The sequence below is a fragment of the Cohaesibacter sp. ES.047 genome, assembly GCF_900215505.1.
Classification (GTDB): Bacteria; Pseudomonadota; Alphaproteobacteria; order Rhizobiales; family Cohaesibacteraceae; genus Cohaesibacter.
The window spans coordinates 4,289,092-4,311,524 of the sequence record NZ_LT907844.1 but is presented as its reverse complement, the minus strand read 5'-3'; the positions used below and the strand labels follow the sequence as shown (position 1 = coordinate 4,311,524).

At 56.3% G+C, this 22,433-nt stretch carries 22 protein-coding genes; 17 read left to right on the top strand and 5 right to left on the bottom strand.

Features of this window, described 5'->3' with window-relative positions:
- Positions 1-137: 137 nt before the first annotated feature.
- Genes pdhA through CPH65_RS19750 form a run of 3 tightly spaced genes read left to right on the top strand, consistent with a single transcriptional unit; the run spans position 138 to position 3,989 of the window.
- On the top strand, positions 138-1,178 hold the full coding sequence (gene pdhA / locus CPH65_RS19760) for a pyruvate dehydrogenase (acetyl-transferring) E1 component subunit alpha (protein WP_096175440.1): 1,041 nt from the start codon (positions 138-140) through the stop codon (positions 1,176-1,178).
- 18 nt (positions 1,179-1,196) lie between these two features.
- Positions 1,197-2,621, top strand: coding sequence for a pyruvate dehydrogenase complex E1 component subunit beta (locus CPH65_RS19755; protein WP_096175439.1), 1,425 nt, complete (start codon positions 1,197-1,199; stop codon positions 2,619-2,621).
- 12 nt (positions 2,622-2,633) lie between these two features.
- Complete coding sequence (locus tag CPH65_RS19750) at positions 2,634-3,989, top strand: pyruvate dehydrogenase complex dihydrolipoamide acetyltransferase (protein WP_096175438.1); 1,356 nt, start codon at positions 2,634-2,636, stop codon at positions 3,987-3,989.
- Between the two features lie 113 nt (positions 3,990-4,102).
- Here CPH65_RS19750 and CPH65_RS19745 read toward each other — a convergent pair whose 3' ends face one another.
- Positions 4,103-4,297 carry a hypothetical protein gene (locus tag CPH65_RS19745; protein ID WP_172891553.1) on the bottom strand — a complete coding sequence of 65 codons (195 nt, stop codon included), beginning with the start codon at positions 4,295-4,297 and terminating at the stop codon, positions 4,103-4,105.
- A gap of 126 nt (positions 4,298-4,423) precedes the next feature.
- Entirely contained in the window at positions 4,424-4,603 is a 180-nt protein-coding gene (locus CPH65_RS19740) for a hypothetical protein (RefSeq protein ID WP_096175436.1), read from the bottom strand.
- A 139-nt stretch (positions 4,604-4,742) separates the two neighbouring features.
- Here CPH65_RS19740 and lpdA point away from each other — a divergent pair, with 139 nt between their 5' ends.
- The 4 genes from lpdA to CPH65_RS19720 all read left to right on the top strand — a co-directional run bounded on the left by lpdA (position 4,743) and on the right by CPH65_RS19720 (position 8,068).
- Positions 4,743-6,137 carry a dihydrolipoyl dehydrogenase gene (gene lpdA / locus CPH65_RS19735; RefSeq protein WP_096175435.1) on the top strand — a complete coding sequence of 465 codons (1,395 nt, stop codon included), beginning with the start codon at positions 4,743-4,745 and terminating at the stop codon, positions 6,135-6,137.
- 161 nt (positions 6,138-6,298) lie between these two features.
- Positions 6,299-6,541: a GlsB/YeaQ/YmgE family stress response membrane protein gene (locus CPH65_RS19730; protein ID WP_096175434.1), complete on the top strand. Its 243-nt coding sequence runs from the start codon at positions 6,299-6,301 to the stop codon at positions 6,539-6,541.
- Between the two features lie 77 nt (positions 6,542-6,618).
- On the top strand, positions 6,619-7,599 hold the full coding sequence (lipA, locus tag CPH65_RS19725) for a lipoyl synthase (RefSeq protein WP_096175433.1): 981 nt from the start codon (positions 6,619-6,621) through the stop codon (positions 7,597-7,599).
- A 16-nt stretch (positions 7,600-7,615) separates the two neighbouring features.
- Complete coding sequence (locus CPH65_RS19720; RefSeq protein WP_096175432.1) at positions 7,616-8,068, top strand: type II toxin-antitoxin system RatA family toxin; 453 nt, start codon at positions 7,616-7,618, stop codon at positions 8,066-8,068.
- A gap of 86 nt (positions 8,069-8,154) precedes the next feature.
- On the opposite strand, the gene ppk2 is transcribed toward CPH65_RS19720, so the two are convergent.
- The gene (ppk2, locus tag CPH65_RS19715; RefSeq protein ID WP_096175431.1) at positions 8,155-9,156 is read right to left on the bottom strand and encodes a polyphosphate kinase 2; all 1,002 of its coding nucleotides are present in this window, start codon (positions 9,154-9,156) and stop codon (positions 8,155-8,157) included.
- 435 nt (positions 9,157-9,591) lie between these two features.
- Between ppk2 and CPH65_RS19710 the strand changes: the two genes are divergently transcribed.
- Positions 9,592-10,392 (top strand): tetratricopeptide repeat protein, encoded by an 801-nt coding sequence (locus CPH65_RS19710; protein WP_172891552.1) that lies wholly within the window; start codon positions 9,592-9,594, stop codon positions 10,390-10,392.
- 82 nt (positions 10,393-10,474) lie between these two features.
- Here CPH65_RS19710 and xth read toward each other — a convergent pair whose 3' ends face one another.
- Both xth and erpA read right to left on the bottom strand, forming a co-directional pair.
- A complete protein-coding gene (gene xth, locus CPH65_RS19705) occupies positions 10,475-11,266 on the bottom strand; it encodes an exodeoxyribonuclease III (protein WP_096175429.1) in 792 nt (263 codons plus the stop codon).
- Positions 11,267-11,309: 43 nt separating this feature from the next.
- On the bottom strand, positions 11,310-11,639 hold the full coding sequence (erpA, locus tag CPH65_RS19700; protein ID WP_096176522.1) for an iron-sulfur cluster insertion protein ErpA: 330 nt from the start codon (positions 11,637-11,639) through the stop codon (positions 11,310-11,312).
- 287 nt (positions 11,640-11,926) lie between these two features.
- On the opposite strand from erpA, the gene CPH65_RS19695 reads away from it, so the two are divergent.
- From CPH65_RS19695 to tatC, 9 genes are all read left to right on the top strand, one after another.
- Complete coding sequence (locus CPH65_RS19695) at positions 11,927-13,144, top strand: deoxyguanosinetriphosphate triphosphohydrolase (RefSeq protein ID WP_096175428.1); 1,218 nt, start codon at positions 11,927-11,929, stop codon at positions 13,142-13,144.
- Between the two features lie 205 nt (positions 13,145-13,349).
- Positions 13,350-15,110, top strand: a complete 1,761-nt coding sequence (argS, locus tag CPH65_RS19690; RefSeq protein ID WP_096176521.1) for an arginine--tRNA ligase — start codon at positions 13,350-13,352, stop codon at positions 15,108-15,110.
- Between the two features lie 76 nt (positions 15,111-15,186).
- The gene (locus CPH65_RS19685; RefSeq protein WP_157747819.1) at positions 15,187-17,703 is read left to right on the top strand and encodes an SPOR domain-containing protein; all 2,517 of its coding nucleotides are present in this window, start codon (positions 15,187-15,189) and stop codon (positions 17,701-17,703) included.
- Between the two features lie 282 nt (positions 17,704-17,985).
- Positions 17,986-18,762 (top strand): ScpA family protein, encoded by a 777-nt coding sequence (locus CPH65_RS19680; protein WP_096176520.1) that lies wholly within the window; start codon positions 17,986-17,988, stop codon positions 18,760-18,762.
- The gene (gene scpB / locus CPH65_RS19675; RefSeq protein WP_096175426.1) at positions 18,759-19,469 is read left to right on the top strand and encodes an SMC-Scp complex subunit ScpB; all 711 of its coding nucleotides are present in this window, start codon (positions 18,759-18,761) and stop codon (positions 19,467-19,469) included. The genes CPH65_RS19680 and scpB overlap by 4 nt, the downstream gene beginning before the upstream one ends.
- Before the next feature lie 120 nt (positions 19,470-19,589).
- Complete coding sequence (locus CPH65_RS19670; protein WP_197703892.1) at positions 19,590-20,696, top strand: ABC transporter ATP-binding protein; 1,107 nt, start codon at positions 19,590-19,592, stop codon at positions 20,694-20,696.
- Positions 20,697-20,787: 91 nt separating this feature from the next.
- Entirely contained in the window at positions 20,788-21,012 is a 225-nt protein-coding gene (locus tag CPH65_RS19665; RefSeq protein ID WP_096175424.1) for a twin-arginine translocase TatA/TatE family subunit, read from the top strand.
- 55 nt (positions 21,013-21,067) lie between these two features.
- Positions 21,068-21,610: a Sec-independent protein translocase protein TatB gene (tatB, locus tag CPH65_RS19660; protein WP_096175423.1), complete on the top strand. Its 543-nt coding sequence runs from the start codon at positions 21,068-21,070 to the stop codon at positions 21,608-21,610.
- Positions 21,611-21,612: 2 nt separating this feature from the next.
- On the top strand, positions 21,613-22,410 hold the full coding sequence (gene tatC / locus CPH65_RS19655; RefSeq protein WP_096175422.1) for a twin-arginine translocase subunit TatC: 798 nt from the start codon (positions 21,613-21,615) through the stop codon (positions 22,408-22,410).
- Positions 22,411-22,433 lie beyond the last annotated feature (23 nt).

The window sequence follows — 22,433 nt, the reverse complement described above, 5'->3', positions numbered from 1 at the left end:
AGTTAATCTAATTTCCCTCTTCTTTTCAATATTTTAGTTCGATGCGCTAAGTGTTATTGCTTGGCGTTTCTTGAATTGCGGTGACTCAGTTTCTAAAGTATTGTGCAGACAAGGGAAACGCTTAAGGGAGCACCAGCATGGCCGCATCCGCGACAGGCACCACCAAGAAGACGGTGGCCAAAGGGTCGAGACGCACCCAGATCAATCGAAAAATTGTAGAATTTGATAAGGAACAGGAGTTTCACTCTTATCGTGAAATGCTGCTTGTTCGCCGCTTTGAAGAGAAGGCCGGCCAGATGTATGGCATGGGCCTCATCGGCGGTTTCTGTCACCTATATATTGGACAGGAAGCTGTTGTTATTGGGATGCAGATGGCAACGAAGGATGGTGATCAGGTTGTCACATCCTATCGTGACCACGGGCATATGCTCGCAACCGGCATGGATCCCAAGGGTGTCATGGCCGAGTTGACCGGTCGCAAGGGCGGCTATTCCAAAGGCAAGGGCGGCTCGATGCACATGTTCAGCCGCGACAAGAACTTCTTTGGCGGCCACGGCATCGTCGGCGCTCAGGTGTCGATCGGCACAGGTCTTGCCTTCTCCAACCACTATAATGAAAATGGCAATGTCTCGCTGATCTATTTCGGCGATGGCGCGTCCAACCAGGGTCAGGTCTACGAGAGCTTCAATATGGCCAAGCTCTGGAACTTGCCTGCAGTCTACATTATCGAGAACAACAAATACGGCATGGGCACCTCGGTCGAGCGGTCCTCGTCCAACAGTGATCTGTCTCAGCGCGGTGCGTCGTTCGGCATTCCCGGCGAGCAGGTCGACGGTATGGATGTTCGCGCCGTTCTTGCCGCCGCCGAGCGCGCCATCGAATGGGCTCGCGAAGGCAAGGGGCCGTACATTCTCGAAATGATTACCTATCGCTATCGCGGTCACTCCATGTCGGACCCTGCGAAGTATCGTTCCAAGGAAGAAGTGCAGAAAATGCGCAATGAACATGACCCGATCGAGCAGGTCCGCCTGCGCATGATCGAGGCGGGCATGGCAACCGAGGACGAACTCAAAAGCATCGACAAGGAAATTCGTGCCGTCGTTTCCGAAGCGGCAGAATTTGCGCAGAACGATCCCGAGCCGGATGAAGCCGAGCTCTGGACCGATGTGACCGTGTGAGGAAAAGGGAAATAAATCATGCCAATTAAAGTTCTGATGCCGGCCCTTTCCCCCACCATGGAAGAGGGCAACCTTGCCAAGTGGGTCAAGAAGGAAGGCGACGAGATCGCCATCGGTGACGTGATCGCAGAGATCGAGACCGACAAGGCCACGATGGAAGTGGAAGCCGTCGAAGAAGGCACGCTGGGCAAGATCGTCGTCGAAGAAGGCGCGCAAGGGGTCAAGGTCAACAGCCTGATCGCGCTCATCCTCGAAGAGGGTGAAGATGCATCTGCTCTGGACAATGTCTCTGACGATGCGCCTGCAGCCTCCGAAAGTGCTCCGAAAGAAGAATCCTCCGATTCATCTTCTGATGCAAAGGGCACTGACGCACCCAAGACCATTCCTGCTGCAGCTGCGCCACAGGCTCCGCTCGTCAAGCCGGTCGAGGAAGAAGCGCCTGAAATTCCTGAAGGCACACCGATGAAAACCCAGTCCGTCCGCGAAGCTTTGCGCGACGGTATGGTCGAGGAAATGCGCAAGGATGATCGCGTCTTCCTGATGGGTGAGGAAGTTGCCGAATATCAGGGTGCCTACAAAATCACGCAGGGCATGCTGGACGAGTTCGGTCCGAAGCGTGTCATCGATACGCCGATCACCGAGCACGGCTTTACCGGCCTTGCCGCCGGTGCAGCCATGGCTGGTCTCAGACCAATCGTCGAGTTCATGACCTTCAACTTCGCCATGCAGGCGATGGACCAGATCATCAACTCCTCTGCCAAGACGCTCTATATGTCCGGTGGGCAGATCACCAACCCGATCGTCTTCCGTGGTCCGAACGGCGCTGCTGCCCGCGTTGCCGCGCAGCACAGCCAGGACTATTCGGCATGGTACTCCTCGGTGCCCGGCCTGATCGTGGTGAACCCCTATACTGCGGCCGATTACAAGGGCCTGATGAAATCGGCGATCCGGACGAATAACCCGGTTGTCTTCCTTGAGAACGAGATCCTTTACGGCCACAATTTTGATGTTCCCGATATCGAAGATCATATTGTGCCGCTCGGCAAAGCGCGCGTCGCCCGCAAGGGGACCGACGTGACCATCGTCTCTTTCGGTATTGGCATGACCTATGCGCTTGGCGCAGCGGAAGAGCTGGCCAAAGAGGGTGTCGATGCTGAAGTGATCGACCTCAGGACCCTGCGTCCGCTCGATATCGATACGGTGCTTCGCTCTGTCATCAAGACCGGACGCTGCGTGACGGTCGAAGAAGGCTGGCCGCAATGTTCAATGTCTTCGGAGCTTGGTTTCCAGATCATGGAAAAGGCTTTCGATTATCTCGACGCTCCGGTCGCCCGGGTGACAGGCAAGGATGTGCCGATGCCATATGCTGCAAATCTCGAAAAGCTCGCACTGCCGAGCATTGCCGAGGTTATTCAGGCCGTCAAAGCCGTCACCTACGCGTAAGGAGAAAGATCAATGCCCGTAACCATTACGATGCCTGCGCTTTCTCCCACCATGGAAAGCGGCACACTGGCCAAATGGCTGGTGAAAGAAGGGGATGATGTGGCCATCGGCGACATCATTGCCGAAATCGAAACCGACAAGGCCACCATGGAAGTGGAAGCTGTCGACGAGGGTAAGGTTGGCAAGATTCTCGTTGAAGCTGGTGCGACCGAAGTCCCGGTCAATCAGCCGATTGCCATGCTGCTCGAAGAGGGCGAGGATGAATCCGCTCTTGACGAGGCCCCTGCTGCGGCTCCGGCGCCAAAGGCCGAAGACGACGCGAAAGAGGCGCCTTCCGAGCCTGAGCAGAAAGAGGCCGCTGCGCCTCAACCCGAGGTGGCTGCCGGTGCTGGTGTGTCCGATGGCGATGGTAATCGCCTCTTCTCCTCGCCGCTGGCTCGCCGACTTGCCAAGATGAACGATCTTGATCTCAGCAAGATCGAAGGGTCCGGCCCGCGTGGCCGTATCGTCAAGCGCGATGTCGATGCTGCTCTTGAAGCGGGTACGGCCAGTGCTTCGGCTCCGGCTGAGGCAAGTGCCGAGAAAGCGCCGAGTGCCGGTGGTGGTGCAGCTGCGGCTCCATCCGCACCAAGCGACGATGCGATCAAGGCTCTGTACGAGGAAGGCTCTTACGAAGAAGTGCCGCATTCCGGTATGCGCAAGGTCATCGCCAAGCGCCTGCAGGAATCCAAGCAGACCGTGCCGCACTTCTATCTTGAAGCCGACATCATGCTTGATGATCTGATGGCGCTGCGCAAGCAGGTCAATGGTCAGGCTCCTGTCAATGATGATGGCAAGCCGCTCTACAAACTCAGCGTCAATGACTTCATCATCAAGGGTATGGCGCTGGCGTTGCAGAAGGTCCCAATGGCGAATGCCACATGGACGGAAGGCTCGCGGCTCATTCACAAGAATTCTGATGTGGGTGTTGCGGTTTCCGTGCCGGATGGACTGTTTACACCGGTCATTCGCAAAGCCGAGCAGAAAGCTCTTTCTACCATTTCAAATGAAATGAAAGATCTGGCTGGACGCGCTCGCGACAAGAAACTTTCTCCTGAGGAATATCAGGGCGGCACGACCGCTGTGTCCAACCTTGGCATGTTCGGCATCAAGAATTTCTCTGCCGTCATCAATCCGCCGCACGGCACGATCATTGCGATTGGTGCTGGTGAAAAGCGGCCCGTGATCAAGGATGGTGAAGTCTCTGTCGCAACCGTGATGTCCGTGACGCTTTCTTGCGATCACCGCGTTGTTGATGGTGCGCTGGGTGCCGAGCTGCTGGCTGCTTTCAAGGCTTATCTTGAAAAGCCGATGGCAATGCTCGTCTAGAGCCGCATCAATGCTGTCCGGTCTGATCAGGAAAGCCGGACATTCAATCTGAAAGACAGTCAGGTCGCGCCACGGTGCGCGACCTCACTCCGGCCCGACGGGGCGGGGGGACGCTAGCGGCGTCCATTCGCCAATTGCCGGGATTGCGGGAGACGCCCTAGCGAAAGCATGGAGACGATCCCGAACAGAGGGCCCGCCACCAACGGCGTGAAGGCCCAGTGCCATCCAACCAGGTCGATCCAATGGGGCATGAGTTGAACAGAGACAAGCGCAAGGAAAAAGCCGACAGCGATCTGCATCGTCAGCATCGTGCCGCGATTTTCCGGCTTGGCCAATTCGCCCACAGCGGTCGAGCATTGAGCGCTGTCCGGAGATACGGTTGCGCCCCAGAGGATGGCGAGAAGACAAACAATAACAACCGGGCCGCCTTTGGCTCAGCTCGTGGCGATCTTCATGCCGACGGGATAGACGCCCGCGATGACCTCGCCGGTCAAAGAGAATTTGCGCGCCAGTGTTGGCGCAACCGCAGAAGCGGAGAACCAAAGAGACAGCACCGCGATCTGGCTGATGCAAAGCAGCCCCAGAGAGCGGGTTTTGATCAAAACAATGGTCATGGCTGTTCGGCAATCCACTTCGTGACTCACTATCGCACCAACACGGCGGCCTAGCGCCACAGTGTTGCAAAGACAATGAATCGAGAAAAGGGCTGGCCCTTTAATCCTTCGGAACAGGCTATGTAAAGGAACCTGTGATATGGCTCAAAATGAATTTGACGTGATCATCGTTGGCTCGGGCCCGGGTGGCTATGTTGCCGCAATCCGTGCGTCACAGCTTGGCATGAAGACCGCGATCGTCGAGAAAAAAGACCTTGGCGGCATCTGTCTGAACTGGGGGTGTATCCCGACGAAGGCTCTGCTTCGCTCTGCCGAGATCTATCACTACATGCAGAATGCCAAGGATTACGGCCTTTCCGCAGAGGGTATAGACTTTGATCTGCAAAAGGTCGTCGAGCGGTCCCGCGGTGTATCGAAACAGCTGAACAACGGCGTCGGCTTCTTGATGAAAAAGAACAAGGTGACCGTGATCAGGGGCACCGCTGTTCTCGAAGGCAAGGGAACGATCAAGGTTACGGGCGAGAATGAAGGCACCTACAAGGCGCCGCACATCATTCTGTCGACCGGTGCCCGTCCGCGCGTTCTGCCCGGCCTCGAGCCTGATGGCAAGCTGATCTGGACCTATTTCAATGCCTTGAAGCCGGACATCATGCCCAAGTCTCTGGTCGTGGTTGGCTCCGGTGCCATCGGCATCGAGTTTGCCAGCTTCTTCAATACCATGGGCGCTGATGTGACCGTGGTCGAGATGATGCCGAAGATCCTGCCCGTGGAAGATGATGAAATCTCTGCCATGGCACGCAAGGCGCTTGAAAAGCAGGGCATCAAGTTCCTGACCGAAGCCAAGGTGACAAAAGTTAACAAGAGCGGCGAGACTCTTGAAGCCACCGTCGAGAAGAAGGGCGGCAAGACCGAAACCATCAAGGCGGACCGTCTGATTTCGGCTGTTGGCGTTCAGGGCAACATCGAGAAAATCGGCCTTGAAAAGCTGGGCGTCAAAACGGATCGTGGCTGCGTCGTGATCGATGATTACGGCCGCACCAACGTTGAAGGCGTCTATGCCATTGGTGACGTTGCCGGTCCTCCGATGCTTGCCCATAAGGCCGAGCATGAAGGCGTGGTCTGCGTTGAGAAAATCGCTGGCAAGCATCCTCATCCGATGGACAAGAACAAGATCCCGGGCTGCACCTATTGCAACCCGCAGGTTTCTTCTGTCGGCTTGACGGAACAGGCGTGCAAGGAAAAAGGCCTTGATGTTCGTATCGGGCGCTTCCCCTTCATTGCCAACGGCAAGGCGATTGCGCTTGGTGAGCCGGAAGGCATGATCAAGACGATCTTTGACAAGAAGACCGGGCAGCTTCTGGGCGCGCACATGATCGGCGCTGAAGTGACCGAGCTCATTCAGGGCTTCTGTGTCGCGATGGGTCTTGAAACCACCGAAGAAGAGCTGATGCACACGATCTTCCCGCATCCGACGCTGTCGGAAATGATGCCGGAATCGGTACGCGAAGCCTATGACATGATGATCCAGGCCTGACGGGCCGAATGCAGGCCTTCGCAATGGGGCCAAACAACCGGACGAACGGGATCTCTCCCGTTCGTTAAGCTTTCGCTTGAAGATCCTTAACGAAATGTTATGTAAGAGTCGGGGCTTTTGGGGTCCGGGTGCTTATTTACAAGAGTGAGAGGCTAGAGATTATGGGCTTTATCGGTTGGATCATCGTCGGCATCGTTGCCGGTTTCATTGCAGAGAAAGTTACCAAGTCCGATCATGGACTGATTACAAACCTGATCGTCGGTTTGATCGGCGCATTTGTTGGCGGTTTCATTGCCGATAGGTTCGGCATTTCGTTCGTGAATAATGCGCTCGTCGATACAACGATCATTGCCACCCTCGGCGCAATTCTGGTTCTGTTCATTTACCAGAAAGTCAGAAGCTGATCGACATGGCTGACGATTGATGGTCGGCTAGGCTGGTTCGGCCGTATAAACGTCAAGGATGGCGAAGGATAAAGCGAATGGTTACTATCATCGATACCGTTTCGAACAAGGCAGCAGGCGAAGCAGCTCCTGCGCGTCCCCGCCATCCAGAAAAAGCGCATCGTCCTGACAGTCCGGTGCAGCGCAAGCCAGACTGGATCCGTGTCAAGGCACCCGGATCCGGGACCTATCAAGAAACGCTCGATATCGTGCGCAGCAACAAGCTCGTCACCGTGTGCGAAGAGGCAGGATGTCCCAACATGGGCGAATGCTGGTCGCATCGGCACGCGAGCTTCATGATCATGGGCGAGATTTGCACGCGGGCATGCGCTTTCTGTAACGTCTCGACGGGCATGCCCAATGCGCTCGATCCGCACGAGCCGGAAAACACTGGCCGCGCGGTGGCTCAGATGGGGCTGAAGCACGTTGTGATCACCTCGGTTGACCGGGATGATCTGGACGATGGTGGAGCGCAGCATTTTGCTGAGGTGATCCATGCGATCCGCGAAGCCTCTCCTGAGACAACCATCGAGGTGCTGACGCCGGACTTCCTGCGCAAGGATGGGGCTTTGGAAACCGTGGTGGCCGCCAAGCCGGACGTTTTCAACCACAACCTTGAGACTGTTCCGTCGAATTATCTCAAGGTGCGTCCGGGTGCTCGTTATTTCCACTCGATCCGCCTTTTGCAGCGGGTCAAGGAGCTGGATCCCACCATGTTCACCAAGTCGGGTATCATGGTTGGCCTTGGCGAAGAGCGCAATGAAGTTCTGCAGCTGATGGATGACCTTCGGGTGGCCGATGTCGATTTCCTGACCATCGGTCAGTATCTGCAGCCAACCAAGAAGCACCATCCGGTGATGAATTTCGTCACGCCTGATGAATTCAAGGGGTATGAAACGATCGCCTATACCAAGGGCTTCCTTCTTGTTTCTTCCAGCCCGTTGACGCGGTCGTCGCACCATGCCGGTGAGGACTTCGCCAAGCTCAAGGCTGCTCGTATTGCCAAAATCGGTCACTAAGAGGCCGACATCGCCGATGCCAAAATTCCAGACGCGCCACAAGGTCAATCACTCCGCGCAGCAGATGTATGCTCTGGTCGCGGACATTGAGCGCTACCCTGAATTCGTCCCGCTGTGCCAACACCTGTCGGTGCGGGGGCGGCATACCGCTCCAAATGGGGAAATCTTGGTGGCCGACATGACGGTGGCCTACAAGATGATCCGGGAGAGCTTCACCTCCAAGGTGACGCTGACACCGCAGAACAACCAGATTGTTGCGGAATATCTTGATGGACCGTTCAAACATTTGGAAAATCGCTGGACCTTCGAGCCAATCGAAGGGGAGACGGACAAGAGCATTATCGTTTTTTATATCGATTATGAGTTCAAGAGCCGCATCCTTGCCGGGCTGATGGGGGCGATGTTCGATAAGGCCTTCGCCAAATTCACCACGGCCTTCGAGCGACGGGCTGATCTGATCTACGGCTAGGGGCCGTCATCAGATATCAAATGCGAAAATCACAAAAGGCCGCTACGTGCGGCCTTTCTTTTTATCCAAGGAGGCGGGGTTCAGTCTCAGTCTTTCATGTCCGGATGCAGGCTCTTGCCCAGAATGTGGCTGTCGCTGCCGATCACATAGCCGGAATGCCCGACGATCAGAGGATCGGGGCCATGCACCAGCCTTGTGTCCTTGTTGGGATAGGGCAGGGACGAGAGAAAATGCTGCATGCAGTTGAGGCGCGCCCGTTTCTTGTCGTTTGACTTGATGATCGTCCAGGGGGCATCGGCGGTGTCGGTGTAGAAGAACATCGCCTCTTTGGCCTCGGTATATTCATCCCACTTGTCGAGGGATGCCTTGTCGATGGGCGAAAGCTTCCATTGCTTGAGTGGATCGGTCTCTCGTGCGGCAAAGCGACGGCGCTGCTCCTCCTTGCTGACCGAGAACCAGTATTTGAACATGCGGACGCCAGAGCGGCAGATCATGCGCTCGAACTCCGGTGTCTGGCGCATGAATTCGAGATATTCGTTCGGTGTGCAGAAACCCATGACACGCTCGACGCCGGCGCGGTTGTACCATGAGCGGTCGAACAGCACGAGTTCACCGGCAGAGGGGAGGTGCTCGATATAGCGTTGATAGTACCATTGGGTCTTTTCGCGCTCGCTGGGCTTGTTGAGGGCGACCACGCGCGCCATGCGCGGATTGAGATGTTCCATGAAGCGCTTGATGGTGCCGCCCTTGCCAGCAGCGTCGCGCCCCTCGAACAGTAGAACCACTTTCTGGCCTGTTTCTTCGACCCATTTCTGCGCCTTGAGCAGCTCGACCTGGAGCAGATTTTTCTGCTTTTCATAATTCGCCCGCTTCATCTTGGTCTTGTAGGGGTAGACCCCTTTCTCGAAGACGCGGTGGATCTCCGTGGGATCATGCCGCATTTCTGCGAGATGGTGCAGGCTGCTGCCCCGCCCGAACTGCTCTTCTTGTTTCGGTGCTGTCGCGTTGGCCGCGTCCGAATGATCCTGTTCGGCGTCGCTCAGGGGTTCCAAGTCTTCGTGTTCGGGCTGATCAGGTGTTATGGTCATCCGGAATGTCCTTTGATGCATCTGATGGCTCATCATAACGCAAAATGGTTAAGAGCGGGTGAGGCAAATATGACCGGTTTGCAACGCTTAAACTCTAGGAAACCTATGGTGAAAAGGGAAAACGTTGCAGAAATACAACTGATGGGTGGAAAGTGATTTGTTAACCATTCTGTTTCATAGAGTTTGCCCGTCTTCAGCCACAATATGCTGACACATTCGTCTTGACCACGAAAGCCGACTTCTTGAGCAGGGCGTTTGAATGCCAAACCTTAGGTCAGGTTCGCGACAAGAAGAGGCGTCTTGCAAAAGGCATCACAGAATCGATCGAATCGTCAAAGAATGCCTCGTCGTGGTTTATGACAAACAGGGTAATTAATGCTGCCGATGGGATGTGATCCTATTCGGTGGATGAACTGGTGAATGATGAAGCGTCAAATGGCTATTTCAAGAGTGATGCGCTGCCTGTCCTTGGCTGGGCTGCTGGCCGTTGCAGGATATGGCAACTGTTATGCTTTTGATCCCAGAACCATGCAAGATGGCGGTGCTCAGGCAGCGGATGCTTTCCGCTTCGGAGCACAAGCCTACAAGTTCGGTGACAAGACTGCTGCCGTCGATGCGCTGACCTATGCGGCGCACAATGGCCACATGGCATCGAAGTGGAAGCTGGGTATCATGTATTCCGAGGGTGATGGCGTCTCCAAGGACCGCGCCCGAGCCTTCGATCTTTTCAACGATATTGCCGCCCGCTACGGCGATGCGCGGCCCGGATCTGTTGAAGCGCGCTATGTTTCGAACGCGATTGTGAAGTTGAGCGAGTTTCTCAGGGTTGGCATCGAGAATAAAGTCAGGCCAAATCCGCAGAAAGCGCAGGAATTCCTGCATTATGCTGCGTCCTATTTCCGTGATCCCGATGCGCAATATCATCTGGCCATGTCCTTCCTTGGCAACTCGGATCGCAAGTCCGATGCCCGTCAGGCTGCGCGCTGGCTGAACAAGGCGGCGATGAAGGGGCATGTCATGGCCCAGATGCAGCTCGGAGATCTTCTGCTGGAAGGCAAGACCGTGCCGCGGCAGCCCGTCAATGGGCTGAAATGGCTGACCATTGCCCGCATGCTGGACAACGGAAATGCGGTCGTCATGGATCGGCAGGAAGCGGCCTTTGCGCTCGCTGATGAAGCGACCCGCAAGAAAGCGGTTGAGCTGGCCGAGGAATGGGTCAACGTCATCAATCCATGATGATTGATGGTGCGCCTTCCTTACAAGCGTCTCATCTCTTTTGAGGCCGGTTTGCCCTTAGGTGTCGCTTTGGCTCTAGGTGTCAGGCTGCCTGACAGTCTAGCGACAGCACCACGGGTACGTGGTCTGAAGGCTTTTCCCAGTCTCGCGTGTCTTTCTGGATTTCGCATGCAGCGAGCCAGTCAGCAGCCTCGGGCGAGAGCAGGTGGTGGTCGATCCGGATGCCCTTGTTCTTTTGCCAGGCGCCCGCCTGATAGTCCCAGAACGAATAAAGATGGGCGGTGTCGTCGCAGGCCCGATAGGCCTCGGTCAGGCCGAGCATCTTGAGCTCGCGAAACAGGTCTAGCGTTTCCTGCCGGTAAAGGGCATCTCCCCACCATGCATCGTGATCATGAACATCGTCGACCGTTGGGATGACATTGTAGTCGCCGGACAAGACAAAGGCCTCTTCCAGTTCAAGGCGCTGTTTCGACCAGTCGATCAGACGACGCATCCAGCCCAGCTTGTAGGGATATTTGTCGCTATCAACCGGATTGCCGTTGGGCAGATAAAGGCTGACGATGCGCAATGGCCCCTTGTCAGTTGACAGCACCCCTTCAATGAAGCGGGCCTGTTCGTCTTCCTCGTTACCGGGAAGGCGGCGGTTGACCTCTTCAAAGGGTGTCTTAGATAGAAGGGCCACGCCGTTGAAGCCCTTCTGGCCATGGGTCTCGACATTGTAGCCCAGCGCCTCAAGGTCGGCGCGCGGAAAGGCTTCGTCCACCGACTTGATTTCCTGCAGGCAGGCGATGTCCGGCTTTTCTTCTTCCAGCCAGCGAACAAGATTGATGCCGCGGGCCTTGATGCCGTTGATGTTCCAGGTCGCGATGCGCATGGTGTTCTTGCCTTTGCCTGAGCGTTCAATAGAGAGATATGGCCTAGATCGCGAAACTGGTGCCGCAACCACACGAAGCCGTGGCCTGCGGGTTCTTGATCTGGAAGGCCTGGCCCATGATATCGTCGACAAAATCGACAGCCGAGCCTTCCATGTAGGCCTGCGACATGGGGTCGATCACCACGATGGCGCCGTCCCGTTTGATCACCAGATCGTCGTCTTCGCTCTTGGTGACGAGGTCATAATTATACTGGAATCCGGAGCAACCGCCGCCGCTCACTGAAATGCGCAGCATGGAACCGTCGCTCTCTTTTGCGAGGATGGCAGCGATTCGGCGGATGGCGCTGTCGGTCACTGTGATCATATTCGACATGATGTGCGCTCCTGTCGTTGCGGGCATGATGTCTTTTGCCCGACTGAATGGGGTGCCTTTTTCACCTGTTCGGCCTTGTTGGTCAAGAGGGATTGGCCTGAAGGGAAGGCATGGGTTCGGATCGGCCATTGACAGTCCAGAAATCAAAGGTTTATGCCTTTGCCGAACTGCCGTGAGGCAATATTGTCATTGTTGATAGTTAAGACTGAATTGCCCCCAGTCAACCCTTATGCCAAAGCATGGTGCCAGCATTTGCGGTAAATCTCGAGTGAAGATTGGAAGTCATGATGAATCCTGCCATCGGATTTGGTGCCCAGCCACGCGCTTCGTATGCGGTGCAGCCCAGTGAAAGCAGGGGGCGGCTCTATCCGGAGGCGTCCAGTCCGACCCGGACGGACTACCAGCGCGACCGTGACCGGATCATTCACTCGTCGGCCTTTCGCCGTCTCAAATACAAGACACAGGTCTTTCTCTATCACGAGGGGGATCTGTTTCGTACGCGTCTGACGCATACCATTGAAGTGGCGCAGATCGCCCGCTCTATCGCTCGCGCCCTGTCCGCCGACGAGGATCTGGCCGAAGCGCTGGCGCTGTCCCATGATGTCGGGCACACGCCGTTTGGCCATGCCGGTGAACGGGCGCTTGATTCTCTCATGAAGCCCTATGGCGGGTTTGATCACAATGCACAGTCCTTGCGCGTCGTGACCAGTCTGGAGCTACGCTACGCGGAATTCGACGGCCTCAACCTCAGTTGGGAGACCCTTGAGGGGCTGGTCAAGCACAATGGCCCGGTGACAGACCGGGAAGGCAACGGGGTTGGTCGCTATCAGGAGAGCGGCGTGCCCTGGGGCATTCGGACCTATGCCGAGCAGCAGGATCTGATGCTCTGGTCCTATGCCAGCATCGAGGCGCAGGCGGCGGCGATTGCTGATGATATCGCCTACAACAGCCACGACATCGATGATGGCTTGCGGGCCGGGCTCATCCACCTTGATCAGCTGCGGGAGGTTCCCTTGGTGGGTGAGGCCTATCGCGAAGTCAGCGAGAAATACCCGAAATTGGATGAAACGCGCACGGTGCACGAGATCGTGCGGCGCCTGATCACCCGCATGGTTGAGGATGTGATCAAGACGTCTATGGACAATCTGGCGCGCATCAAGCCGCAGAGCACCGCCGATGTGCGTGCGGCCGGGGAAACCATCGTTCGGTTTTCGGATGCGATGGCCAAGGCGGAGGCTGGTCTCAAGGCCTTTCTGTTCGGCAATGTCTATCGCGAAAAGCATGTGATGCGCGTGATGCATAACGCCGAACAGGTGCTCAAGGATCTGTTCGAGGCCTATTTCGAGAAGCCCGAGAGCATGCCGCTTGAGTGGCAGTCCGATCTGGATGGCTGTGCCGAGACGGTACTTGCCCGGCGGGTGGCCGATTATGTTGCTGGAATGACCGATCGATTTGCCATTCTCGAACATCGGCGACTGTTTGACGTCACCCCGGATTTGCGCTAGAGCGTATCCAACAAAACCGGACGGTCCTTTGGGCACAATTGTGCCTTTTATGGCGTGGTGGGCGGTCGCGCGGTCTCGGGTGAGATGGCGATTTGCTCTGTCCAGAATAAAATGGTGGCGCGTGCCAGTCTGTTTGTTTTCTCCAATGCTTGAACAGCGTTGGGAAATGCGATGATTTGAGCCGCTTCACAAGACAGGAATGACGATGAACGTCTTTACTCTTTTTACCGATCGTGTCGTGTCAGCCGTGACGAAAAGTGATCTTTCCGCCCGTGATGGAGGGGAGTTGGATCTGTCTCGCGTTGCCGTAGAGCCGCCGCGCGATGCGTCTCACGGGGACCTGGCCACAAATGCGGCCATGGTGCTGGCAAAACAGATCGGTGCAAAGCCTCGCGATGTGGCCGAGACGATTGCTGCCGTGTTGCTCGAGGATAAGGATGTCGCCAAGGCCGAAGTCGCCGGACCCGGGTTCATCAACCTTACCCTGTCCGATGATTTCTGGCGTGGACTGGTCGCTTCGATCATCAAGGCTGGCAGCGCTTTTGGCCGCTGTGATCTGGGGCAGGGTGCAAAGATCAACGTCGAATATGTCTCAGCCAACCCGACCGGCCCGATGCATGTGGGCCATACGCGGGGCGCGGTGCTGGGCGACTGTATTGCCAATCTGCTCGATTTTGCCGGCTATGATGTGTGCCGTGAGTATTACATCAACGATGCAGGCGCGCAGGTGGATGTGTTGGCACGCTCTGCCTACTTGCGGTATCGCGAGGCGCTCGGCGAGGATATTGGTTCCATTCCGGACGGCTTCTATCCGGGAGATTATCTTGTTCCAATCGGTGAGGCGCTTGCCAAGGAACATGGCGGCAAGCTCAAGTTGGCGAGTGAGGAAGAATGGTTTCCCTTGGTGCGGGCATTCACCGTCGACGCTATGATGAACATGATCCGGGGAGATCTCGCTGCCCTCAATGTCAAGCATGACGTCTTCTTCTCCGAGCGCAGCCTCATCTATGGTGAGACGGACCGGGTCAAGGAAGCAATCGACTGGCTGACTGACCGGAACAAGGTCTATGTCGGCACGTTGCCGCCTCCCAAGGGGCAGTTGCCTGATGACTGGGAAGATCGCGAGCAGACCCTGTTCCGCTCGACGGACTTTGGCGACGACATCGACCGGCCATTGAAAAAATCCGATGGCAGCAATACCTATTTTGCCAACGACATTGCCTATCACTTCGACAAGTTCAAGCGCGGTTATGCGCATCAGGTCGATGTTCTGGGCGCGGACCATGGCGGGTATGTCAAACGGCTGAAGGCTGCGGTTTCTGCGATTACCGAAGAAAAGGGCGGGCTTGAAGTCAAGATCTGCCAGCTCGTGAACCTGATGCGCAACGGCGAGCAGCTCAAGATGTCGAAACGGGCGGGCAACTTCGTCACGCTGCGCGATGTGGTCGAGGAAGTCGGCCGTGATGCGGTCCGCTTCATGATGATGTATCGCAAGTCCGAGGTGACCATCGACTTCGATTTTGCTAAAGTGACCGAGCAGACAAAAGACAATCCGGTCTTTTATGTGCAATATGCCCATGCTCGGACGGCGTCGATTTTCCGGCAGGCAGCAACTGAACTGCCGGGCGCTTCGGTCTCAGCCGATGATCTGGCAAAGGCCGATCTGTCGCGACTCAAAGACGAAGTCGAATTGGCGCTCATTCGCAAGCTGGCAGAATATCCTCGGGTTATCGAGGGCGCAGCCGAAACACAGGAGCCACATAGGGTGGCTTTTTACCTATATGATCTTGCCGGATATTTCCATTCTGTGTGGAACAAAGGCAAGGAAATGCCGCAATTACGCTTTATTAACGCTAAAGATGAAGAATTGACTCAAGCGCGCTTGGCTCTTGTTCAGGCCGTGGCCACCGTAATCTCGTCGGGGCTGGGTCTGCTTGGTGTGACGGCACCAGAAGAAATGCGATAATATCGCTGTCGCGATAATGCAGACAAACTTTTGCCAGGCAATACGAGTACGAGTATGAATGAAAAGGCAAATCGTCATGTCTGATAGCAATGACAAGAAGCCCGCTTCCTCCAGTCCCGGTTGGCCCAGTGCCAGCGATCCGGCCCGACAGGGTACGGCCGCTGGCCATTCAATCGATGATCCTCTGGCGGAGTTGGACCGTATCGTGAACCAGAATTACGGTTCCGGTGGACAGCAGCATGGGGTGGTTTCAGATGAAGATTTGCGCTTCCTCGAGCAGGAACTGATCCGCGAGTTGCGCGGCAAGCAGGGCGTTGATCAACAATCTGCTCCAGCGGCTCGACCAGATCCGGTGGCTTCGCAGCCTGCGTCGCCCGCCCGGCCGCAGACCAGCGCACAGGATAGCGATCAGCTGAGCCGTCCTCATCCCCTTTCACCCAGTGCGTCTGCAGCGCAATCACCAGCGGCTCCTCGTCAGCCTGCTGCTGAACCTCGCAATGGTCCGACGATCAATGCGCCGGACTATCCTGCCGCGAGGCCTGAACAACCATCCCAGCCCGGTTCGCGCTATGCGCCCGAACCTGTTGGCCATCGGCCTGAAGAGAGACTGGCGACCCAGCCTCAGACGCCCCAGCCTTCTCAGCCACGGGCGGCCATGCCAAGCTCGGATCATGCCGCAAAGAGCAGCTTTGCTGCCCCCAGCCTTGATGACTGGAGCAACCTATTCACCGATGATACGCCGGATACCAGTTATGATGATCCTGCGACTGCATCTGAGCGAGGGGGAGCGACATCTGGCGTTTCAGCTCCGAGTGTTGATGCTGGAGGCGCGGTTAGCGGTAGCTACGGGCAGTTGAAACGCTCGTCAACCCGCGATCAGCAGACTGACGACAGGCTCGGAGCCTATCGTCCAGATCGATCGACAGCACCATCTTATGATCACCGGGAAGCGTCCCCCGCGGTGCCGCCTGTGTCCTCGACATGGGATGAAGAGGTTGCTACTCCTTCACCGAGTTATCCTGACCCGGCCCGCGACTATCGCCCGCAGGCGACATCTGCGCGTGATACTGCACCGGTTGATAATCGCCATTATTCTTCTTACACGGATCCGGGTCATGTCGATCATGGCCAACAGCCCGGTTATGTGCCGGCCTATGATCCCGCGCCCGCTCAGTATGTGCCGGAAGTGGCGGCTCCTGTTGCCAGTGATCTGGCGTCCGATCCCTATGCTGCCTTCAATCAGCATGGGGCGCAGCCAGAGCAAGGATATGATCCCGCGCTGGGCTACGGTGCTGCACCCAGTGTTGATGTGACGGGGCAGGGTGGCGATTATGCGGCCCAAGATCCGCGTTACTATGACCAGCAGAACTATGACCCGCAGATTTATACGGATCCCCATTCACCGCAGGCCCATGATCCCAACTACGCGGCCTATGATCCGGCCTATCAGTCAGATTATGCGCATGGAACCTATGCGGACCCGGCGGTGGCGCAGGCGGCCATGGAAGGGTCTCCCTATGTCCATGATGATGAGTATTCCGCTGCCGATGTCGAAGCCGCCGCTGCGGCTTCTGCTGCCGCTGCCCAGAGACGCGAGAAAAGCCGCAAGAAGCTGGTGCCCATCGTGGCTGCGGTCGCGGTTGTTCTTCTCGGTGGTGTCGCTGCTTGGAGTTTCTTTGGTGGTGACAATGGCAGCACCGAAACGCCAGTGATCACTGCGGATACCGATCCTGTCAAGGAAGCCCCTGAGGATCCGGGCGGCAAGGTCGTGCCGCATCAGAACAAGACCGTTTACAACCGGATCGATGGAACCGAGACCGACGAAGCGCCGAGCAGCATGATGCCGGCGACGGAAACGCCGATGGCGATTGATAACAATGGTCAATCTCCAAGGGTCATCGACATGTCTTCGGGCAAGTCGAATAACCCAGCCGATCCGGGATCGATCGCTCCCAAGGAAGTTCGTACGGTCATCGTTCGTCCTGATGGAACGATCGTGCCGCAGAGCAACCAGTCCGGGACTGCACAGACTAATCCCCTGCTGCAGGCGACCCCGTCCGAGTCTGCTTTGCAGCAAACCCTCAATTCTGACGTGAATGGTGCGAACAATCAGCCTGATCTGACAACCGCGCCCGCGACGGCTCCGTTGCCGCGGTCCAAACCGGCTGAACTCGTTGCCTTGCAAGAGGCCGCTCAAAGCACGCAGCAGGCTGTTCAGAATACGGTTGCACCACAGACAAATCAGAACGCTCAGACCAATTCTGGTCCGCTTGTGCTGTCTCCGGGCAATACGCCGACGCTGCAGGCGCCGACGCCACAGGTGCCGATCAACAATGTGGCCAATGGGCAATATACGGTTCAGGTTACATCCCAGCGCTCGCGAGACCAGGCAAGGGCAAGCTATGCCAGCATTCAGGCACAGCTTCCAAGCGTTCTCTCTGGCTATCAGCCTGATATCAAGGAGGCTGATCTGGGTGAACGTGGGACCTACTACCGCGTTCGTGTCGGTTCGTTTGCGGACCGGGCCAGCGCGACGAGCTTCTGTAGTTCGATCAAGGCTGCCGGCGGCGACTGTCTGGTTGCCCGCAAGTAGGCCTCGCTCAGTTGATGCACTTAAAACCCGGCTTTTCAGCCGGGTTTTTTGTTTGCCTGCTTGGATCATGGAGCGTTTGGCGCTAGGCTCCTGCGACAAGCCATGCGCACCTTTGGTGCGTGCGAATGAGTCGCTCTCTGCTGATCTGGATGGATGATGTCAGACACGGACGATCCCAGCACCGATTCCCCCAAGGACAAGGCTTCAAAGGTCGTTGAGGTCGAGGTCGTGCCGGGTTCCTTGTCAAAAGAGGATCTTGCGCAGCCTGACAGCTGGACTCATATGCAAGGCATTGATCTGGTTCCCAAGGCCGGGATTGGCGAGCCGACGCTGATCGTTGACGTCGAAGGCTTCGAGGGGCCTTTGGATTTTCTGTTGGCGCTTGCTCGGCAGCAGAAGCTCGACCTGACCAAGATTTCCATGGTGGCACTCGCGGATCAGTATCTTGCCTTCATTGAAAAAGCGCAGGCTTTAAGGCTCGAATTGGCTGCGGACTATCTGGTGATGGCAGCCTGGCTTGCCTACTTGAAGTCGCGCCTTCTCATACCGGATATGGAAGACGAGGATGAGCCCAGTGGTGAGGAACTCGCGGCGCTGCTTGCCTTCCGGCTGCGAAAGCTAGAGGCAATGCGCGAGGCTTCAGCCAAGCTGATGCAGCGAGAGCAATGCGGCAAGGATTTCTTCCTGCGCGGGGCACCAGAAGACATGTCACTCAATCGCAAGCCGCATTTTGAAGCAACGCTTTATGATCTTCTGACCTCTTATGCCGGGCTGCGGCAACGGCAATCGGTGTCGCTCGTTCATGTCCGCAAACGTGAGGTCTGGTCCTTGCAGGAGGCGCGGGATGTGCTGGTCCGTCTGGTGGGGGGATTGGCCGACTGGACGCCGATTGATGAGATCTTGCGCAGCTATCTTAAGCTGCGTGATGTGCGTGTCACCGCAACAGCGAGCAGCTTTGCCGCTGCGCTGGAGCTGGTGCGAGAAGGGCAGTTGGAATTGCGGCAGACGGATGCATTTGGCCCGATTTATATGCGCGGTAAGCAACGGGGAGAGGGATGAGCAAGGACGAAACCGAGGCGCTGGAAATCGGCGATGACGACGAGCTTATCGCTCTGGCCAGTGAAGCCCGCCTGCAGCTTAAACGCATGTTGGAGGCCCTTCTCTTCGCCAGTGCCGAGCCGCTGAGCCTGTCTGAGATCAGCGCACGGATGCCCGATCACATTGATGTCGTGGCGCTGTTGGCGCAATTGCAGAAGGACTATGCCGACCGCGGGGTCAATCTCATCCAGATCGAAAACAAGTGGTTGTTTCGCACGGCCAAGGACTTGTCCTTTCTCATGCAGGCCGAAGCTCTGGAGCCGAAGAAACTGTCACGCGCGGCTCTGGAAACCCTTGCAATCATCGCCTATCACCAGCCGGTCACCCGCGCAGAAATGGAACAGATCCGCGGCGTGTCGACGGTGCGCGGAACGCTGGACGTGTTGCTTCAGACCGAATGGGTGCGTGTGCGCGGACGTAGGAGGGTTCCCGGACGTCCCGTCACCTATGGTACGAGCGATCAGTTTCTTGTTCATTTCGATCTCGAATCGATCAAGGATTTGCCGGGTATTGAGGAGTTGAAGGGCGCGGGAATGCTGGATTCTGCCCTGCCTCCGGCCTTCTCCATGCCTGAGCCGGATGACAATGAGGATCTCGCGCCTGATGAAGACCCGATTGAGGATCTTGAGGCGCTTGAGGCCGTCGCGCTTGAAGATGAGAAACCATAGCGGTTGTTTACGCTCCCACCCAAAAGACGAAAGTTTCCATTGAGTTTGTCAGCGAGGACAGGATAAGAGTTGCCTTTAGAAGACAGTGAAGGGATTGGAATGGGCGTGCAAGAAGGACCGATGGATTGGGGTTCCAGATGGGGCAACCGAGGGACCGCGGCAGCGTCGATTGCTGCTGGACTGCGTTTCGATTCGATCTCCCGAAGCTTTGATGAAAAAGAGGTTCTTAGCGATATTGCCTTTTCTATCGAGCCGGGAGAAGTGGTTTCCCTGCTTGGTCAATCCGGGTCCGGCAAGACGACGCTGTTACGCATTGCTGCGGGCATTGAACGCCAAAGCCGCGGCTCGGTTCTGATCAACAATCGTGAGGTTGCCGCAGACGGCGTGTTTGTTCCGCCTGAAAAGCGCAGCGTCGGTCTGATGTTTCAGGATTATGCACTTTTCCCGCACCTTTCCATCCTCAAGAATGTGATGTTTGGCCTCACTGATCTACCGGCCCAGGCTTCCGAGATTGAAGCGCGTGCGGCGCTCAGGCGTGTGGGGCTGGAGGACAGGGCCAACAGCTTTCCGCATATGTTGTCCGGTGGCCAGCAGCAGCGCGTGGCACTGGCGCGAGCCTTTGCGCCCCGTCCGAGTATCTTGCTGATGGATGAGCCATTTTCGGGCCTAGACAATCGGCTGCGCGATCGGGTGCGGGATGAAACGCTCGCGGTGCTGCGCGAGATTGGCGCAACGTGCATGATCGTCACGCACGATCCCGAAGAGGCCTTGCGGATGAGCGACCGGATTGTGCTGTTGAAGGATGGGCGCATCGTTCAATATGCACGCCCCGAGGAGCTCTACTTTCAGCCGGCGAACTATTGGGCTGCGCGCTTTTTCTCCGATCTCAACGAAGTCGATGGGGTGGTAGAGGGCGGCAAGGTGCGCTCACCGATCGGCATTTTCGATTGCGAGGGGTTTCAGGACCAGCAGGCAGTGCGGGTCTGTGTCCGGGAGCAGGGCGTGATTCTGCATGAAGCCATCACGGACGGCTATGTTTCGGCACTTGCTGCGCGGGTGAAGCGACGGATGTTTCTGGGCGAAGTCGATCTTTATGAAGTGTCGATCAAGGGTGTCGAGCATCCATTTATAGTGCGATCCCGCATGGGGAAGACTTTTTCTCCGGGAGAGAATATTGGTGTATCTTTCCGAAAAAAAGATATGTTGATGTTTGCCAAAGAGGACTAAACAGCTTATCTCTTTCGCAAAATGAACAAAAAAAGGTGCGATCGTCATCATAGATTGCACAGTGTGCGTACACAAAACAGGGAATTGATCCATGGGTCAGATCGGAATTTGGCAAATCGTCATCGTCGCAGTCGTTGTTGTGCTGCTGTTCGGTCGGGGCAAGATCCCCGAGTTGATGGGCGACGTCGCCAAGGGCATCAACAGCTTCAAGAAGGGTCTTACCGGCGAGGAAAAAGATAAAGACGCCGAGCAGATCGAAAATCAGCCCGCAGAAAAAGTTTCCGCCGAAGACAAGCAGAAAGACAAGGTTAGCTGAGCCAGTCTGTTTTTGAAGTGCTGAACAGGGTCAACAGCGGAGCTCGTGCGCCTGAATGTTTGATATCGGTTGGAGTGAAATCCTCGTCATTGCGATCATCACGGTTCTCGTGGTCGGTCCCAAGGAATTGCCTGGTCTGTTGCGAACAGTCGGCAAGACCATAGGCAATTTGCGCCGGATGGCTGGTGATTTTCAGAACCAGTTCAATGAAGCCTTGCGAGAGGCAGAGCTGGATGACGTGAAAAACGCCATTGGTGATGTGCGCAACCTCAATCCGAGGACCGCGGTCAAGGATGCTGTTCAAAAACAGCTCGGCTTTGACGATGATTTTGCGGATGACCTGACCGAACAGGTTAGCCAGAGCAGCCGCGATATCAATTCGGCCCTTTCCGATGCCAAGGTTAAATCGGGCGGGACAGACAGCGCTGCCAGCTCAGTGAAAAAAGACAACAAAGACAAGTCCAAAGAGCCGGAGGTCGCCGACAAGGAACCTCTGGAGGTCGAACCCGGACCGGTCGCTGCGGTGTCAGATGACCAAACGCCGAGCGAAGACAAAGGATCGTCATCCTCTGAAGATGACGCGAGCCAGAAGGCCTGATCATGAGTGACAGTGAATTGGACGACGTCGAGTCCTCGAAGGCCCCCCTAATCGAGCATCTGATCGAGCTGCGCAGTCGCCTGATGAAGACTGTCATCGCGGTGTTTATTGCTTTTCTGGTCTGCTTCTTCTTTGCCAGCGATATCTTCAACATCCTCATCATTCCCTATGAGCAAGCGGTGGGTTCGGGTCGTCAGGTGGAGATGATTTTCACTGCGCCGCAGGAATATTTCTTCACTCAGCTCAAGCTGGCGTTGTTCGGGGCCCTGTTCATTGCCTTTCCAGTGATTGCAAGCCAGATCTACATGTTCATGGCTCCGGGGCTCTATCGTCATGAGCGACAGGCCTTTGTGCCGTTCCTGATTGCCACACCGATTCTGTTCGCAATCGGGGCCTCTCTTGTCTTCTTTGTTGTCATGCCGCTTGCGATGGATTTCTTCCTGTCCATGGAGCAGACCGGTGAGGGGGTTGCCCAGATCATTCATCTGCCCAAGGTGAGTGAATATCTCGGGCTGATCATGACGCTGATTTTCGCCTTCGGGCTTGTCTTTCAGTTGCCCGTGGTCCTGACCCTTCTGGCTCGGGCGAGCCTCGTGAATTCCGAAGGGCTGAAGACCAAGCGGAAATATGCCGTTGTTGCCACCTTCGTTATGGCTGCGGTTTTGACGCCGCCCGATCCGATCAGCCAGCTCGGTTTGGCTATCCCGACGTTGCTGCTCTACGAGATTTCGATCCTGTCGGTAAAAAGGGTTGAGAAGATGCGGCGCGAGCGCGATCAGGAACGCGAAGCGGCTGACTGATGCGTTCTGTCGCATCGATTTCG

What these genes read in the sequence shown, in the direction of transcription:
- CPH65_RS19730 (WP_096175434.1), top strand. Translation starts at nt 6,299, where the DNA reads ATGGGCTTTATCGGTTGGATCATCGTCGGCATCGTTGCCGGTTTCATT.
- CPH65_RS19740 (WP_096175436.1), bottom strand. Translation starts at nt 4,603, where the DNA reads ATGACCATTGTTTTGATCAAAACCCGCTCTCTGGGGCTGCTTTGCATC.
- tatC (WP_096175422.1), top strand. Translation starts at nt 21,613, where the DNA reads ATGAGTGACAGTGAATTGGACGACGTCGAGTCCTCGAAGGCCCCCCTA.
- erpA (WP_096176522.1), bottom strand. Translation starts at nt 11,639, where the DNA reads ATGTCGAATATGATCACAGTGACCGACAGCGCCATCCGCCGAATCGCT.
- CPH65_RS19745 (WP_172891553.1), bottom strand. Translation starts at nt 4,297, where the DNA reads ATGCTGACGATGCAGATCGCTGTCGGCTTTTTCCTTGCGCTTGTCTCT.
- CPH65_RS19665 (WP_096175424.1), top strand. Translation starts at nt 20,788, where the DNA reads ATGGGTCAGATCGGAATTTGGCAAATCGTCATCGTCGCAGTCGTTGTT.
- lipA (WP_096175433.1), top strand. Translation starts at nt 6,619, where the DNA reads ATGGTTACTATCATCGATACCGTTTCGAACAAGGCAGCAGGCGAAGCA.
- xth (WP_096175429.1), bottom strand. Translation starts at nt 11,266, where the DNA reads ATGCGCATCGCGACCTGGAACATCAACGGCATCAAGGCCCGCGGCATC.
- CPH65_RS19755 (WP_096175439.1), top strand. Translation starts at nt 1,197, where the DNA reads ATGCCAATTAAAGTTCTGATGCCGGCCCTTTCCCCCACCATGGAAGAG.
- CPH65_RS19710 (WP_172891552.1), top strand. Translation starts at nt 9,592, where the DNA reads ATGGCTATTTCAAGAGTGATGCGCTGCCTGTCCTTGGCTGGGCTGCTG.
- CPH65_RS19720 (WP_096175432.1), top strand. Translation starts at nt 7,616, where the DNA reads ATGCCAAAATTCCAGACGCGCCACAAGGTCAATCACTCCGCGCAGCAG.
- scpB (WP_096175426.1), top strand. Translation starts at nt 18,759, where the DNA reads ATGAGCAAGGACGAAACCGAGGCGCTGGAAATCGGCGATGACGACGAG.
- CPH65_RS19670 (WP_197703892.1), top strand. Translation starts at nt 19,590, where the DNA reads ATGGATTGGGGTTCCAGATGGGGCAACCGAGGGACCGCGGCAGCGTCG.
- lpdA (WP_096175435.1), top strand. Translation starts at nt 4,743, where the DNA reads ATGGCTCAAAATGAATTTGACGTGATCATCGTTGGCTCGGGCCCGGGT.
- tatB (WP_096175423.1), top strand. Translation starts at nt 21,068, where the DNA reads ATGTTTGATATCGGTTGGAGTGAAATCCTCGTCATTGCGATCATCACG.
- CPH65_RS19685 (WP_157747819.1), top strand. Translation starts at nt 15,187, where the DNA reads ATGTCTGATAGCAATGACAAGAAGCCCGCTTCCTCCAGTCCCGGTTGG.
- CPH65_RS19695 (WP_096175428.1), top strand. Translation starts at nt 11,927, where the DNA reads ATGAATCCTGCCATCGGATTTGGTGCCCAGCCACGCGCTTCGTATGCG.
- argS (WP_096176521.1), top strand. Translation starts at nt 13,350, where the DNA reads ATGAACGTCTTTACTCTTTTTACCGATCGTGTCGTGTCAGCCGTGACG.
- CPH65_RS19750 (WP_096175438.1), top strand. Translation starts at nt 2,634, where the DNA reads ATGCCCGTAACCATTACGATGCCTGCGCTTTCTCCCACCATGGAAAGC.
- CPH65_RS19680 (WP_096176520.1), top strand. Translation starts at nt 17,986, where the DNA reads ATGCAAGGCATTGATCTGGTTCCCAAGGCCGGGATTGGCGAGCCGACG.
- ppk2 (WP_096175431.1), bottom strand. Translation starts at nt 9,156, where the DNA reads ATGACCATAACACCTGATCAGCCCGAACACGAAGACTTGGAACCCCTG.
- pdhA (WP_096175440.1), top strand. Translation starts at nt 138, where the DNA reads ATGGCCGCATCCGCGACAGGCACCACCAAGAAGACGGTGGCCAAAGGG.